The following is a 14,473-nucleotide window of genomic DNA, read 5'->3' as shown; positions in this document are numbered from 1 at the left end:
GGCTGCTTCCTCATGCCGAGCCGGCCACCCGCGCGGGATCGCTTTCGAACTCTCTTTTCCCCGGACATCCCTTTTGTGGAGGTGTGCGCATGGCTGCGCGCCGTTTTGCCGTGCTGGCCGACACCGCTGCGGCTATGTCTCCGGATACCCGGTTCCTCTGTGCCCGCTCAACCCTGATGCGAGCCAGTGACGCACTGGCCACTTCCACCACCACGTACGCCATTCCCTTGCTGGTCCTGACCACGACCGGTTCCACTGCTCTGACTGGGGTGGCGTTCCTGCTGGAGTGGGCTCCGCGGCTGGCCGCATTCACCATCGGTGGCCCGCTGGTGGACCGCTATCGCGCTGACCGAGTTTTCCGTGCCTCCACTACCTGCCGTGCCGTCCTCCTGGCGGCGGCCGCCCTCACCCTCGCCCTGCTGCCCAGCAGCAGCACAGCGGCCACTACGGCCGTCATGGTCGTCGGCGCATTCAGCGGTCTGCTGGCCCAGGCCTCGTTCGTCGCGGTGGAGACGATCGGTGCCGAGGTCAGCCGGGCTGCAGGCGGCCAAGCCCACCGAGTGCAATCCGTTCAGATCGGCATCGACCAAGGAGCGCTTCTGGTCGGCCCGCTGCTGGGGGGACTTCTCCTGCTGGGCGGCCCTTCCTGCCTCCTGGTCACGATCGCTGTCCTCTCCCTGGCCGCCGCAGCAGCCACCAAGGCCGCGCCAACCGCCCAGCGGACCGGCCCCGCCACGGTCCTGACGAGCCTGCGCATCGGGTGGCGCACCATGCGGGGCATACCAGCTCTGGTTTGGCTCGTCACCGGGCTGATCGCCAGTAACTTGGCTGTGGCCGTCGCGCAGGCGAGTTCCCCGATCACTGTGCTGCACGACTTCGAAGGCTCCTCCCTGGCCGTGGGCATCGTGTGGAGCGCCGCCGGCGTTGTCTCGCTGGCTGCTGTTGCCGCCAGCCGCCGGCTTGTCGACCACCATGGCTTGTGGCCTGTCGGCGCTGCCGCGGCCGCCACCGCGTGTGTGGCCTGCTTCGCCATCGCTCTCGCTCCCGGTCTTGTCACCTACGCGGCAGCGGTCGGCGTGATGATGGCCGGAGAGGGCGCGCTGACCGTGGTGTTGCGCACCCTGCGGGCCCGGCTGATCCCTGCCGAGGTGTTCGGCAGCACCCTGAGCGTGACGATCGTCCTCATCGTCATCCCCATGCCGCTCGCCGGTGCCCTGGTCGCCGTCCTGCCGCCCACCGGGCTTCCCGCCCTGCTGCTGACCTGCTCCGCCCTGCAGGGCATCGCCATGGCCCTGACCTTCCGAGGCCTGAGGCGTCACCGCGCTTCCTACAGCCTCACGGCGACCCGGCCAGTACCGGAGCTGACCGCACCAGTCCTTGACGCCCGCAACGTCGCTTGATCACGTACTCAGGAGAGAACTCATGTCGAATCCGATGCTGCTCGTCATCGGCTCCGGCCCGGAGCTGATGCGCCGCTACATGCTGGAGGCAGCCGCTACCGACACCCCACTGCTCCTCATCGACGACAAGGAGCCCACCTGGCAGGCGCCCTACATCGTCGACTACGAGGTCACCGACCTCGGCGACCTCTCATCGGTGGCTCTGGCCGCCGATTCGCTGGCCCGGCACTGGACCATCGCCGGTGTCCTGACCTTCGATGAGTACCACCTCATGGCCGCCGCCCGGCTCGCCGAACTCCTCGGCGTCCCCGGGAACGCCCCTGCCGCCGTCGGCGCCACCCGTGACAAAGCCACCAGCCGCCAGCGGTTCTTCTCCTCCGACGTGCCCTCGGCCGCCTTCACCTGGGTGCACAGTCTGGACGCGGCAGCATCGGCGGCCGAACGGCTCGGCGGCTTCCCCGTCGTCCTCAAACCGACCGCGCACGCCGGCAGCATCGGCGTCGTCCGCGTCGACAGCATCGCCGACCTGTCCGCCGGCTGGTCCATCGCCAGCGCCGGCGCCGCTCACCAGGGCCCTGAAGGCCAAGGCGTGCTGCTGGAGGAGTTCCTCGACGGACCCGAGATTTCCGTGGAAACCGTCACCGAGTACGGCGTCACCACCGCCATCGCGGTCACCCGCAAGTCCGTCGGCTTCGCTCCGTACTTCATGGAGACCAGCCACGTCGTGAGCGCCGACGACCCGCTCCTCGGTGAGGTCGCACCGATCGCAGCGGCCGCTTTGCGGGCTGTCGGCATCACCCACGGCGTCAGCCACGTCGAGATGAAGCTCACCAGCGACGGCCCCCGCCTGATCGAGGTCAACGCGCGACTGGGCGGCGACCGCATCGGCGAGCTCGTCCGGTACGCCACCGGCGTCGACCTGGCCCGAGCCGCGGCGGCTCTGGCCTGTGGCCGCAGCCCGAACCTGGAAGCCACCCGCGCGCGCAGCGCCGCGATCGGCATGATCTATCCCCCCGCCGACGGCATCGTGACCCACCGCATGCTGCGACCGGGCGACGACAAGCATCTGGAGCAGCTGCACTGGCTGTGCAACATCGGCGACCGTGTCACCCTCGCCCCCTCCCCGCACACCCCGAACAACATCCGGGCCGGTTTCGCGATCACCACCGGCGACGACGCCGAAGCCGCCCGCCGACACCTGGACGAGATTCTGGCCCGGGCCGTCGTCGAGGTCCGTACGCCCCTGACGCAGGCCGCATGAACGCCCCAGTCCCTCACCTCAAGCACCCTGTACGGACGCCCGCCGCAGCCTGGCTCACCGAACGCCTCATCCGCCACGCCCCGCAACTGGGCGTCTTCCTCCCAGCAGGCTTTCCCTCACCAGGTATCGACGCCATCGCGCTGCGCCTGTTCGCCGCCCGCGGCGCCGGCATCCTCGAGGTCGGCATTCCGCACCATGATCCGGTCTACGACGGCCCGCTGATCGCCTCCGCGTACGCGCAGGCGCTGGAACAGGGCGCCGGAGTCTCTACCGCGCTCACCACCGTCCACCAGGTGGCCTCCAACACCTCCGCGTCCGTCGTGGTGATGACGTACTGGGACCCGGTGCGCCAGTACGGAACTGGCCGGTTCGCTCGCGAACTCGCTGCTGCCGGTGCAGCCGGAGCCATGATCGTCGACCTGCCCGCCGGGGAGAGCCGCCGGTGGCGATCCGCTGCCCGAGCCGCTGGAATCCACACTCCGCAGCTGGTCTCGCGCCACGCCGATGACGACCTTCTGCACCAGGTCGCCAGGACCGCAAGCGGGTGGGTGTATGCCCCGGCCGCCCACGCGCTGACCGGCTACACCGGCCGGCTCGACATCGCCGCGCTGGACGCGTTCACCCAACGGCTGCGCGCGGCCGGACCCACGCCGGTCGTCACCGGCATCGGCGTCTCCACCCCCGAGAAAGCGGCGAGCATCCGGAACCTGGTCGACGGGGTCGTGATCGGAACACCTGTGGTGCGGCCCCTGCTGGAACTCGGCGCCTCCGACGGCCTGTGCGCGGCTGCCGACCAGGTAACCGCCTTCGCCGAGTCTCTTCGGACACCATCAGTAAACGGCACGACCTGAAAGAGGCTGGCTGCCCTTCGGTCCGGGCCGGTCATCACACCGCTTCCACGGCGTGATGTGATCCGCAGAGGGAAAGGCACAGACGACGCTCTGAGTCAGCTCGCAACACCCTTGTACGCCCTACACCAGGAGTTTCTTTGCCCTCTATACCCCGCGGCCGCCGGGTCGAGACGGTCCCGGCCCGGCGCCGGCCGCCGGTCGCTCCCAAGCCGGACTTCCGGCGTATCTTCCTGGAGCCGAAGTACACCGACCCCGATCTCATCGCAGCGTACGAGCCGGGAGAGGAGGACGAGCACGCTGACCGCCGTCCGAGAGGAGGCCGGGGTGCCCGGTACCGCACCGACTGAGAGTCCACACCTGACGAGAGGATCATCATGTCCCTGCCGTCCCTGACTCCTGAACAGCGGGCTGCTGCTTTGGAGAAGGCCACTGCCGTACGCAAGCAGCGTGCCGCCGTCCTCGACGACCTCAAGCAGGGCAAGCGCACGCTGGAGGAGGTGCTGACCACTGACTCCGAGGTCATCGCCAAGATCAAGGTGCGTCGGCTGTTGGAAGCGCTACCCGGTATCGGCAAGATCCGGGCCGACCAGATCATGAAGGAACTCGCCGTTTCCCGGGAGCGCCGCATCCAAGGCCTCGGAACCCGGCAGAAGGAACGCCTCCTTGCACAGTTCACCCCCACACCCTGACCTGTGACGTCTTGCCCCGCGCTCCCGCTTGCCTGTCCCGCCGTGCATTCCCATCAGGACCGCAGAGGCGTCCCGGGCGGAGCACCCAGGCACGACCGTACTGCTCATGGCAGCGGTGTCTCCGTGGTGGTGCGTACTGCCAGTCGGCCGCGTGCACCGGGGTGCCGATCCAGATAGGCGGTGAGCGCGCTGCGGGCGGCGGGCTCGGTGCTGTGCGGTTTACCGACGGCCACCCACTCCTCGCCGTGGTGTTCCTGAACCTGGAGGTGCCAGGTGGTGGCGACGGTGGTGCTCTGCCCGATGTCCGGCAGGTCGGAGACGGTGGCCAGACACGGACGGCACATCCGGGACCAGTCGACCGGGCCCAGGGCCAATTCCATGATCGGCCCGGTCTTCGGCGCGGGCCTGCACACGGTGTCGAGCCGGAACTCATCGGGCAGCGGCGGCAACGGCGGGCCGCCGAGTTCCAGCAGGTGCAGCACTCCGGAGGCAACCGTGCGACCCAGGCTGTACTCGCGCAGCACTGCGGGGGCCTGTTCGAGCGGGAGATCGTCCGGCAACCGGTACAGGGTGTAGGTGCGGCCCGTACCAGGGGTGTAGTCGAGCAGGTTCACCGCTTTCAGCCGACGCCGCGCCTTGGTGACGGCGGCCTCGCTGTACCCGCTGATCCGGGCGAGTTCGGCGACGCTGGTCGGTCGACCGCAGCGCTGGCGCAGCGCGGCGAGCACGGCCTTCTCACTGCGCGTCAGCGCCGGGGCCGGGAGGTCAATCACATCCACCACGGCCGGAGCCTAGAGGGCGCGGGCGGCGAGCGGCGAATCAGCAGGGTGACCGATGAGCTGACACGGTATGGCCCCTTGCTGACGGCCGGAGCGCAGGTGCGGTACGCGAGCTGTCGGACGGGTCGAATCGCTCCCGTTGCCCCGCACGGCAGCGGGCCCCGGGTGGGCTGTGTCCCTGCGTGCCGCTTGGCGGTGGTGGGCAGTATCGGCGGTTCAGACGCTACGGAGCCCGGCTGCGGGGCGGCCGGCCCTGCTCGCCACCGAGTAGGGCTGGGCACGCCTTTCCACCGCGGCACGCGCCGAGCGGCTTCTGCCGGGTCCGACGAGATGTCCTGCCGGTGTGCCGACCGTCGGCGGCTACCTCAGGGTGCGGGGTGGCGCAGGGCGTGGAGATGGGAGGCCTGTTTCCACCAGGCATTGCGCAGCGCGGCGTCTTCGCTCGCCTGTCGGCACAGGCCGCGGTGGCCACCCATGCCGCCGGTGAGTGGGGTGAGCAGGTGCGGTACGGACGGGGCGAGGAGCTTGGCGTACTCCTGACCGCCGAGGAAGATCACGTCCGCATCGTTCAGGCCGAGGGCCGCGGTGTGGCCGGCCAGCTTATCCGCGGTGACGGCCCTTTCGTGACCGATCGTCACGTCGTATGGCCGAAGGCGGCGGGTGAGTTCCACCAGCCCGTGGAGAGCGGACAAGACGCGGATGAGGGACTGGTCGGTCAGGGAGTCCGCGGCGAGCCGCAGGGAGCGATGGTACTGGCCGGTATACAGCTCGCCGGCCGGGCAGCCCGCGCCCAGAGTGCCGTACTCAGTGGGCCCGGGGTCCGGCCTCTTCTCGGAGCCGCACGCGATGATCACGACCCGGCGGCGCCGTACGTCGATGCCGCCGCGCTGCCGGGCGTACTCCCGGCCGGCCGGGGTGAGATACAGGGACCGCCGGGTGTCCTCCCACGTCACCGGGCCGTCGTCCCATGGCTGAGGTCGTATGCCGGCGTATCCGGCCCGGTGGACGGCGCGCAGCGTCGTGCCGAGGAACCACGGCTCTCCGCGGCGGTACGCCTCGTCGTCGCGCCCGGCGACGAGCTGGTCGGGGCGCCGTGCGGCGGTGAGCACCGCTTCGTGCTGCCTGCCGGGCAGTTTGGGCAGTATGCCGGGGGCAGAGGCCGGGGCGGAGGCCTCGGCGTGCTGCAGGCGCCACTCCTCCAGAGCCTCCCAACCGTCCTTGGTCATCCGGTGCGTGCCATGGGCGCTGGGATGTGGTTCGACCAGCCGGTGGGCTTCGAGGCGGGCCATCGCGGCGTCGTGCCCGGAGACGGCGCCGCCGACGTGTGCGGCCAGAATGCGGGCGCCCGTGGGGCTCAGAGGAGCCAACAGAGTCCTTTCGAAAGGGTCTGGGCAGCGCGCTGCCCAGGTCGGCGGGAGGGGTGGGGCAGGCGCGGCGCGTGCCGACCCCACCCCTAGAGGCGTCAGTGGGCTACGAGCCGTTCGGCAGGCTCGCGCGGCGGTGTAGTGCCTTCGGGGTGCCGGAGTGGCACCTTGAGGGCACTGCGCGGCATGGGCACCGGAGGCCCTCCGTACGGCCAGGGCACCGTTCCGAGCCGGGCGGCCGAGGAGGGCGGCGAGATGGAGGGAGCGGAGGAGCGGCCGGGGACGAGAACGGGCACGCTGGCCACAGCGGGCCGCGCGGCCCCGGCCGCCTTGGCGGTGTGAAGCGACTGGGGGGCATGCTCGACGGGGGCGTGCTCGGCAGGGCCGGACAGGTCCAGCAGTTCCTCCACTGTGTCCGGCACCTGCGGCGTCTGGGGAGTCTCCTGCTCCTGGACGACGGACAGGTCGGTGCGCAGCATGCGCCGCAGCTGCTCTTGGACCTCCTCCTCCGGCGCCTCCCAGGCGTTCACGCCGCCGGTCTCCGCCCATACCTCGGCGGCGACCGTGTCGGCCTGTTCCCACAGGGGCCGGGAAGGATCGCGGTGGCCGGCCCGGGGGGCGCCCTGGGCGAGGAAGCCGGTGAGTGTCGTCAGGACCGTGCTGCGGAAGTCCTGCGCGCGGATGCGCAGCGTTGTGGGGTCTTCGTATTCGAGGTGGCCCTCCAGCTGCGCGATCAAGGAACGGCGCCAGGAGCCGAACGTGCGGGCGGCCCGGGTGGCCAGGCGCTCCACGGCAGTCAGCACTCGCGGCAAGGCCGCGAGGTAGCGGGCCAGGGAGCGCGGCTTGCCGTGCACCTTCAGGCGACGGTAGTCGGGTCCTCCGTGGCGTTCGCCGTTCCCCCAGTTCTCTTCGTACACGCTCCAGCGAGAGTTGATCTTGTAGGGCGTGTGGGCTTCGACGTCGTGGATGCGGGCCAGCTCCCAGGCAATGCGCTGGTGCTGCTCGGCGCGCTTGCGGCTGGAGGCCGGGAAGGTCAGCTCGACGTCGAAGCGGGACGGGCTCCATTCGTACGGCCGCGGAATCTCGACGTAGGGGCGAGAGGTCATGCGTCGTGTCCTTCGTGTGCGTGCTCGGTCAGGTCTCGGGGCTGGCGGGGCGGGCGGGGCCCGGGGGCGCGCTGGCCGACGGCGGCTATGCGGCACGGGCGCTTGCCTCCGCCGGGGACGGAGCGAGGAGGGCGGCGAAGTGCTCCTCGCGGGCCTGGTGGGTGCGCAGTCGACGGCGAAGGCGTGCTTCCTGCGCGCGGAGCCGGTCCAGCTCCCGGGTGACGGTGGCGCGGCTGCACGCGGCATGCTGCTTGCCCGCCGCGATACGCAGCGCGGTCAGATCCGGCCGGGCCAGGAAGTGGACGGCCAGGGTGCGCAGGACGGCGCTGGCGCGCTCGGCGGTCGGGCCGGGCCCGCGCACGGGGGTGGGCGCCGTGCAGACGCCCCTGCTACTGCCGTAGCTCCAGCCGCCGGCCATCACCACGCCGTTGATGGCCGGCATGCCTGTGCGCTCACGAGTGAACCACGCGCTGTTGGTCGGCCTGCCCCAGCAGGCGTAGAACCCTTTGGGGACGGGAGAGCGGCCGTAGATGTCCGGGCCGAAGGTGACCAGCCCGGGCCGGATACGCGGCCCGCTGATCTCGTACACCACGCGCCCGGGCAGGCCGTTGCTGACCTCGCGCTCCCGCACGGTCACCACGCCGAGCGTCGAGCCGTCGACGGCAGTGAGCGGAAGGTCGGCCGGGTGGGTGTGCGGGGCCTTCAGCGGGGGCTGGCGGCGCCGGACCAGGCCGGCGAGCTGGTAGCTGCGTCGGCGGGTGGCCGCCCGCTCGGTGCGGACGGTGGTGAGTTCCGCCTCCAGGGAGGCGATCTCACGTCGTTCATGGGCCACGTGGTCGGCGGCCCGGTGCCGTACGGCGGCGGCTATGAGTTCGTCGCGGTCGGGGCGCTGCTGCCAATGGCGGACCACGGCCGTCACCACGGCCTCGATCAGCGCCCGCGCGCCGACGGGGATCCGCCGGGTGGCGAAGTCGTCGGCCAGAACAACCGCGCGCGAGGCCAGGAAGTGCGGCTGTGCATGCAGCTCTCGCGGGTCGATGGCCTCGGTGGCGCCGTGAATCCGGACGCCGTTGACGACCGGCTCGTCCGGGCGGGCGGTGTAGGACTTGACCGGCTCGGGGCCGTCACCGAAGTGGACCCGCACCGTATGCGGGGCGAGCGGCCCGCCGTACGGGGTGCCCGGAACGACGATGAAGGTGCCTTTCACACGCGGACCGCGCACGGCGTACCGGGCCCGGCCGTGCTCCAGCGTGCTGGCCTCCACGGACAGCGACAGCCGCTTGGGCAGGTCGAGTACGAGCGGGAAAGTGGTGGACACGGTCGTTGCGGTCCTCCTCACGGTGGTGTGCGGGTGATCAGCGGGGCAGGCCGATGCGCAGGTTGTCCAGGTAGTTGGGCTCGACGGCGAGGGCGATCTCCTTGAGGAGCTCCGCGATCTCGGTGCCGGCGAACGCGGTCTGGTACTTCTCCTGGCGGCCGCCGTAATGCAGGACGACCTCGGTGAACGACCACGGCTCGGTGCGGGACTCGCATTCCCACAGGAACGTCACGGCGTCCGGCGTCGGGGTGCCCTGCTCGCCCGCGAAGTGCTGGACGACCTCGGTGCGCAGCTGCTCCCACAGCTCGTCGGGCACGGCGTACAGACCCGGCTGCAAGTCGGGCAGGAAACGTCCCTTGCGGTCGCGGCCGCAGCCCCGGCACAGCGGTTCGCCGATCCGGTTGTAGGTGGTGGGGCAGGAGCGGGCGCGGCACTTCCACATCAGGCCGGCCGTGACGGCGGCTTCCTGGACGACAGCGCGGCCGGCGGCGTCGGAGTGCTCGATGAGCAGGGCGAGTTCGTTGGGCACAGATGTCCTGTCTGTGGAGATGGGCGTGGTCAGGGATGGGCGGGGGCGCGTCCGGCGGGTCTCGAACCAGCGTCTCCGGCGTGTGGCCGGGATCTCCCCGGATGAGCCACGGACGCGCCCCACCGGCCTCGGGGAGGACCGAAAGCACATTCGCCTCTTAAAACACTACGTCACGGGCAAGGGGCGGCGCAAGTTTTAAGATTCACTCGGTGTCGAAGTGCTCGGCAGCCGCGCACAGCTGGTCGACCTGTGTGGAACTGAGGACATCGCTCGGGTCGCCGTAGGTGCCGTACAGCTCGACGGCCGAGCGTACGGCTCCGCGCACGCCGAGAGGGCCGAGCACGTCCACCAGGTCGTCCAGGGGGTCGGCTTCGCGGGAGCGCGGGGCGACGCCGCAGCGCTCGCAGGGCGGCAGCGGCGGGAAGCCGCGTGCCAGCAGCTGCTCCCGCACTGCCTCGTGGAACTCGGCACCGTCGTGTTCGGCCAGCAGCCGCTGCACGGTCCGGACAGCATCCAGGGCCGAGGCGGAGTCGGGGCCGGCGGGCGCCGCCGGACGCAGACGGGCCAGGAGCCGCGCCGCGCCGCTAAGAGCGGCGCGGCTGCGGGGGGTGAGCTTCACGCGGCGGCCCCTTCCTGGCCGAGCGTGGCCAGCAGCGGCACAACGAAGGTACGCGCCACGTCGACGGCGGGCCTGCGCCACAGGGGCGAGCGGGTGATGTGCGACCACACTGCGCTGGTTACGGCGATGGCCTCCTGCCCCTCGTGGCCGGGCAGAGTGCCGGGAAGGTGAGCGCCGGTGATGTCGACGTGTGCGCCGTCCGGCCGGACGGCCACGGCGTGCTCCAACTGGCAGGTGCACACGTTCCGGACGACGGAGTCGACGGCGCACACGTCCGGGTCCAGCGAGCAGTCGTCGCTGACGATGATGGCCATCGGCCATCCCGTGTGGTCGGACAGGGCGCGGGCGAAGGCGTGGCACTGGCCGTGGAGGAAGGTCATGCGGGCGGAGTCGTCGAGCTGTCCGGTGACCAGGGTGTGGCTGTCGCCGTTGGTGCCCGGCACGGTGACGGTCAGGCCGTCGGGCAGCATGAAGCGCTCGGTCAGGACGTCCATGGCGCGTTCCAGGAGCTGCCGGGCCTCCACCGCGTTGGTGCGATCACGGCGGGTGTGGGCACGCCTGTGGTCGTCCTCGACGTAGCCCTCGACGTCGAGGTACGGGCTCACTGCCGCCTTGTGGCGGTCGGACATGGAGCCGAAGGAGAGGAAGAGGTGGACGAGTGGGTCGTCCTGGCGGAGGGTCTGCGGCATCAGTGCCTTTCGGTGAGGGCGGCGGCGGCCTGGAGTCGGGCAGGCCGGACCGCCGCCGCGGGGCGGGGCCGGGAGCGGCGCCGGAGGGGCGAAGAGCTGGTCAGCCCTCGCGGCGCAGCTCGTTGCCGCGCTGGGTGATGTACGCGCCGAGGGTGGTGCCCTTGCCGCTGGGCAGGAGCAAGGGGTGGCCTTCGGCCTGGCGGAGCCGGACGCGGTGCATGAGGTCGCCGAGTTCCTCGAAGGTCAGGCTCGGCTGCAGGGCCTCGTCGGCGAGGTCGTAGGGCGGCTGGACGGGTTCGCCTTCGTCCAGCCACGTCTTGATGTCGGTGGCGAACCGGGCGCCGGGATTGGGCTCGACGCGACCGGAGAGGTCGTCGGTGGGCGCCTTGACCACGACAAGGGTGTGAGAGTGGTCCATCGTGGCCACGATGTCCCAGTCGTACTCCATGCCGTCGCGGCCGACGGGAGCCAGGCCGATGATCCGGCGCGTGACACGCCCGTTCTCGTCGGGCTCGGCGACGTACTCCAGCTTGTCCCGCACGGTGGCGATCACGTGGCCGGGGTAGCCCAACAGCGCGTCGAGCATGTGACGCTCGACCGGGCGGACTTCCCGCCACCCGCTCCAGCTTCCGGAGGAACCGCGCTTGGCGGCCCGGTCGACCTGCTCGAGCACGCCTCCGGGACCGCTCCAGAATGCGGAGAGCGGGGAGATGACGACCGTGTCGTACCCCTGGGCGGCGCAGTGCGCGAGCAGCGTGACCAGAGTGTCCGGCGAGCAGTAGGACAGCGGCGGGCATGTGTCGAACGTGAACTTGTCTGCGTAGGTGTTGACGCGGCCACGCTGGGCGTCGATGACGGCAACGCGGTTGCCGATCGACGTGGCCAGGGCCAGGGAGGTGTACGTGGTGCCCGCTCCGGGCGGGCCGTCCAGAAGGATCCGCGCGGGCCGCTGCTGGCGCACGGCCGCGGTGAAGCGGAAGCGGTCGGTGGGGCTAGGCTGCGGGGCGGAAGCCTCCGGCTGAGGATGCGTGATGGTATCCGTCAAGGTCCCTCCGGGAACCAGTCGGTGAGTGTTCCAGCGAGTCCCGGTACCGGCAGGGATGTCCAGTCGCACCGGTACCGGGAACAACGCCTTATGACTCTTAAAACTATACCACCGATCCAGTGTCTTCGCAGCTCAGAATGCTCCGCTGTGTGCCTGGCGGGCATCCCATTCGGGTCGGCTTCGAGTGGCCGGCGCCGCTGCCGCCCCCTACGACTTCGCCCCCGGTGCGGAGGTGTGCTCCGGGCCCGGGGGCGATGCGGTGTGGCGCCGGCAATCAGAACCGGTCTTCGATGTTGTGTTCCTTGAGGATCTTGTTCGCGGTGGGCACCCACCAGAAGCTGCGGCCGATCTCATCCGTCCCGTCCGGCTTCGTGAACCTCTCTCGCGTTAGCGCCACCTCGATCGACTCGTTCTTGATGCCTAGCTTCTTGGCCAGGTGGTTGATGTACACCCGCTTCTTCTGGGAGCCCGGGTCGATGGTCGGCTCCACCGGTAGCCAGCGGCCGCGGCCCTTGTTCTGGATCTCCTCGACGATGCGGCCCTTGGAGTCGAGGTAACCGAGGGCCTTGCCCAGGGCGAGGACCACCTGCGGCGGGTACATCGGCCGGGCGCTCTCGAGCGTCTCGCGGCTCACTCCTTGGCCGGCGGACTCCAGCTGCTCAGCCATCGCGTCGACCACGGCGTGCAGGGCCGGCACGTTCCTCGGCGCCTTGCCCGCCATCGCCTTCTGCATCGGAGGCTTGTGCCATTTCTGCGCGGTGCTGCGCGACTTGAGCCCCAGCGCACGACTGATGTCACTGAGGCTGAGTGGTTCTGTCCTCTTGGTCAGGTCGATGTGCTCGTTATCCGTGCTGGCCATCACGAGTTTCCTGTCTCTTATAGCTTGCGGCGGGGTTGAGGATACGGCAGTCAGGGGCATGGTCACTTCCTTTCTGGCACCAGGGCCTGGCGAACCGGGTAGACGTGGATGCCGGCGAACTGCGGTCGCGCCGGCGTGGCGTCCTCGCAACGACACCCCTGCGTGCCGCCCGGCAGCCGGTCGGCGGACGTGGGCGAGTCCGTCGTGCCCGTACGTGCGCCGCGCGCCGAGACCGGCAGCTCCTGCAGTCGCGCCAGGGCGATGTTCCGGTCGAGCTCATCACGGGGCCGCGGGCCTCGCGTCAGTCGGCCTGGAGAACAACCGTGTCAAGGGGAGCTCTTGAGAGGGCAGTTCGTGAGTTGATGTCCGTTTCGAAGTGAGGTTAGGGCAGGGCTGCTGATCACGTGTTCGTCGGCTACTGCTTCCTGGCGAAGCTGCCGGCGTCGATCTCGGTGAGGATGCCGAGTTTGACCAGACGTTTCAGCTTGGCGCGGGTGCCTTCGACGTTCTTCGGCAGCAGCTCATGATCGAGGGCTTCGCAGACGTCACGGGCCCGCAGCGGGCCGGTGGCCTCGTGGAAGACGGCGAGGATGCGGGGGTAGTCCGGGTGCTCGGGCAGGTCCGGTGGACCGGCCGGGAGCCGGTCGGCAAGGCCGGTGACGGTCTTCCGGGTGATCGCCAGGTGTTCGAGGTGGGTCTCGGCCTCCCGCAGCCGGCCCTGCAGTTCGCCGATCTGTCCTCGCAGGTCGTCAGCCAGGGCCCGGGCGGCATCCTCCTGGAGGTCCAGCGCGTCGAGCAGGGGCCGGAGGTTCACGCGGTCACCGCCTGCGCATCGCGCCAGGTGGGAGTGTTCGCGCCGGTGAGCTGGCGGGCCATGACGTGGGTCATGGCCCAGTAGACGCGGGAGGCGGAGGAAGCGGGATGGTGCTCGTAGTCGCGGACCAGGCGCCGGTGCAGTATCAAGATCCCGTAGGTCTGCTCGACCCTCCACCGCTTCGGCTGCGGCACGAAGCCGGTGTCCTGCGGGTTGCGCTCGACGATCTCCACGTCGATGCCCAGGCCGACGCCATGCGCGACGACCTGGTTCTTGAAGCCCTGATCGACCAGGGCTTTCTCGACGGTGCCGCCGGTGTGCGCGGCGACCTGGTTCAGCAGGGCGATACCCGCGGCGTTGTCGTGCGTGTTCGCGGCCAGCACGACAACCGCGATGACCAGACCCAGCACGTCCACGGCCAGGCCCCGTTTGCGGCCCGGCACCCGCTTGGCCGGATCGAGGCCGGTCGTGGAGGAGGGGACCCCGGCAGCCACGTGGACGCTCTGGGTGTCCAGCACCACCAGGGTCGGGTCCTCTAACCGGCGGGCCCGCTCGCGGACCTGGCAGCGCAGCAGTTCATGGATGACCTGGTCGGTTCCGTCGTCGCGCCAGGTGGCGAAGTAGTAGTACGTCGCGCTCTTCGGCGGCAGGTCGTGCGGGAGGTAGGCCCACTGACAGCCGGTCCGGCTCTGGTAGAGGATCGCGTTGACGATCTCCCGCATCGAGTATCTGCCCTGGTGGCCGCTGACCGAGCGGTGCCGGTCCTTCCACGCGGTGATCACCGGCTCGATCAACGACCACTGCTCGTCCGATAAGTCACTCGGGTACGGCTTGCGTCCATTCACCTCATCACATCAACAGATCAGCGGCCTCGGGCCGACAGGTTCCGCTCACACTCACACCATCAGGCGACGGCGGAACCACTCAAACACTCACGAACCGCCCTCTGAGGCCTGCCAGGTCAATGACGGCTATGGACTCGGCGAGCTCCCGGTCCTGGGTGGCGCGCGTGCTCGGCGCTTTCCCGGCGCCCGCTTCGGTGAGGACTCGGTCGGCGGCATGGGCATACCCGCCTACCGCGGTCATCGGATTCATGGTTCGGCCCTCCGGGTGCTGTTGTCGTGGATGGTCTGTGGCGGGATGGCTAGTG

16 protein-coding genes are annotated in these 14,473 nt (G+C 70.2%); 5 read left to right on the top strand and 11 right to left on the bottom strand.

Going from position 1 to position 14,473, the window contains the following annotated elements:
• Positions 1 to 89: 89 nt before the first annotated feature.
• The 5 genes from ACGRHY_RS28965 (at position 90) to mihF (ending at position 4,201) form a co-directional block, all read left to right on the top strand.
• Positions 90 to 1,400 carry an MFS transporter gene (locus tag ACGRHY_RS28965; protein WP_394638624.1) on the top strand — a complete coding sequence of 437 codons (1,311 nt, stop codon included), beginning with the start codon at positions 90 to 92 and terminating at the stop codon, positions 1,398 to 1,400.
• Between the two features lie 22 nt (positions 1,401 to 1,422).
• Entirely contained in the window at positions 1,423 to 2,661 is a 1,239-nt protein-coding gene (locus ACGRHY_RS28960) for an ATP-grasp domain-containing protein (protein WP_394638623.1), read from the top strand.
• Entirely contained in the window at positions 2,658 to 3,512 is an 855-nt protein-coding gene (gene trpA, locus ACGRHY_RS28955) for a tryptophan synthase subunit alpha (RefSeq protein WP_394638622.1), read from the top strand. The genes ACGRHY_RS28960 and trpA overlap by 4 nt, the downstream gene beginning before the upstream one ends.
• Before the next feature lie 137 nt (positions 3,513 to 3,649).
• The gene (locus ACGRHY_RS28950; RefSeq protein ID WP_394638621.1) at positions 3,650 to 3,859 is read left to right on the top strand and encodes a hypothetical protein; all 210 of its coding nucleotides are present in this window, start codon (positions 3,650 to 3,652) and stop codon (positions 3,857 to 3,859) included.
• A 27-nt stretch (positions 3,860 to 3,886) separates the two neighbouring features.
• On the top strand, positions 3,887 to 4,201 hold the full coding sequence (gene mihF, locus ACGRHY_RS28945; RefSeq protein WP_394638620.1) for an integration host factor, actinobacterial type: 315 nt from the start codon (positions 3,887 to 3,889) through the stop codon (positions 4,199 to 4,201).
• 104 nt (positions 4,202 to 4,305) lie between these two features.
• On the opposite strand, the gene ACGRHY_RS28940 is transcribed toward mihF, so the two are convergent.
• The 11 genes from ACGRHY_RS28940 to ACGRHY_RS28890 form a co-directional block, all read right to left on the bottom strand.
• Positions 4,306 to 4,983 (bottom strand): LexA family transcriptional regulator, encoded by a 678-nt coding sequence (locus ACGRHY_RS28940; protein WP_394638619.1) that lies wholly within the window; start codon positions 4,981 to 4,983, stop codon positions 4,306 to 4,308.
• 362 nt (positions 4,984 to 5,345) lie between these two features.
• Complete coding sequence (locus tag ACGRHY_RS28935) at positions 5,346 to 6,347, bottom strand: DUF6884 domain-containing protein (RefSeq protein WP_394638618.1); 1,002 nt, start codon at positions 6,345 to 6,347, stop codon at positions 5,346 to 5,348.
• A 95-nt stretch (positions 6,348 to 6,442) separates the two neighbouring features.
• The gene (locus tag ACGRHY_RS28930) at positions 6,443 to 7,450 is read right to left on the bottom strand and encodes a hypothetical protein (RefSeq protein WP_394638617.1); all 1,008 of its coding nucleotides are present in this window, start codon (positions 7,448 to 7,450) and stop codon (positions 6,443 to 6,445) included.
• Between the two features lie 85 nt (positions 7,451 to 7,535).
• Positions 7,536 to 8,768 (bottom strand): hypothetical protein, encoded by a 1,233-nt coding sequence (locus tag ACGRHY_RS28925; protein ID WP_394638616.1) that lies wholly within the window; start codon positions 8,766 to 8,768, stop codon positions 7,536 to 7,538.
• Positions 8,769 to 8,805: 37 nt separating this feature from the next.
• Entirely contained in the window at positions 8,806 to 9,297 is a 492-nt protein-coding gene (locus ACGRHY_RS28920; RefSeq protein WP_394638615.1) for a hypothetical protein, read from the bottom strand.
• A 202-nt stretch (positions 9,298 to 9,499) separates the two neighbouring features.
• Positions 9,500 to 9,916 carry a hypothetical protein gene (locus ACGRHY_RS28915; RefSeq protein ID WP_394638614.1) on the bottom strand — a complete coding sequence of 139 codons (417 nt, stop codon included), beginning with the start codon at positions 9,914 to 9,916 and terminating at the stop codon, positions 9,500 to 9,502.
• Positions 9,913 to 10,605, bottom strand: a complete 693-nt coding sequence (locus tag ACGRHY_RS28910) for a hypothetical protein (protein WP_394638613.1) — start codon at positions 10,603 to 10,605, stop codon at positions 9,913 to 9,915. Before ACGRHY_RS28910 ends, ACGRHY_RS28915 begins: the two co-directional genes overlap by 4 nt.
• Positions 10,606 to 10,705: 100 nt before the next feature.
• Positions 10,706 to 11,650 carry an AAA family ATPase gene (locus tag ACGRHY_RS28905; protein WP_394638612.1) on the bottom strand — a complete coding sequence of 315 codons (945 nt, stop codon included), beginning with the start codon at positions 11,648 to 11,650 and terminating at the stop codon, positions 10,706 to 10,708.
• 274 nt (positions 11,651 to 11,924) lie between these two features.
• Positions 11,925 to 12,509: a hypothetical protein gene (locus ACGRHY_RS28900; RefSeq protein ID WP_394638611.1), complete on the bottom strand. Its 585-nt coding sequence runs from the start codon at positions 12,507 to 12,509 to the stop codon at positions 11,925 to 11,927.
• Positions 12,510 to 12,924: 415 nt separating this feature from the next.
• Positions 12,925 to 13,323: a hypothetical protein gene (locus ACGRHY_RS28895; protein WP_394638453.1), complete on the bottom strand. Its 399-nt coding sequence runs from the start codon at positions 13,321 to 13,323 to the stop codon at positions 12,925 to 12,927.
• The gene (locus ACGRHY_RS28890) at positions 13,320 to 14,168 is read right to left on the bottom strand and encodes an IS5 family transposase (protein WP_394638454.1); all 849 of its coding nucleotides are present in this window, start codon (positions 14,166 to 14,168) and stop codon (positions 13,320 to 13,322) included. The genes ACGRHY_RS28895 and ACGRHY_RS28890 overlap by 4 nt, the downstream gene beginning before the upstream one ends.
• Positions 14,169 to 14,473: the final 305 nt, after the last annotated feature.

The sequence above is a fragment of the Streptomyces shinuiensis genome (assembly GCF_043660855.1).
GTDB lineage: Bacteria > Actinomycetota > Actinomycetes > Streptomycetales > Streptomycetaceae > Streptomyces.
Note: the sequence above shows the minus strand (reverse complement) of the source record. Positions and strands in the feature narration are given on the sequence as shown.

Coding starts and splice junctions, on each gene's coding strand:
- ACGRHY_RS28960 (WP_394638623.1), top strand. CDS start 1,423: ATGTCGAATCCGATGCTGCTCGTCATCGGCTCCGGCCCGGAGCTGATG.
- ACGRHY_RS28930 (WP_394638617.1), bottom strand. CDS start 7,450: ATGACCTCTCGCCCCTACGTCGAGATTCCGCGGCCGTACGAATGGAGC.
- ACGRHY_RS28910 (WP_394638613.1), bottom strand. CDS start 10,605: ATGCCGCAGACCCTCCGCCAGGACGACCCACTCGTCCACCTCTTCCTC.
- ACGRHY_RS28965 (WP_394638624.1), top strand. CDS start 90: ATGGCTGCGCGCCGTTTTGCCGTGCTGGCCGACACCGCTGCGGCTATG.
- mihF (WP_394638620.1), top strand. CDS start 3,887: ATGTCCCTGCCGTCCCTGACTCCTGAACAGCGGGCTGCTGCTTTGGAG.
- ACGRHY_RS28900 (WP_394638611.1), bottom strand. CDS start 12,509: ATGGCCAGCACGGATAACGAGCACATCGACCTGACCAAGAGGACAGAA.
- trpA (WP_394638622.1), top strand. CDS start 2,658: ATGAACGCCCCAGTCCCTCACCTCAAGCACCCTGTACGGACGCCCGCC.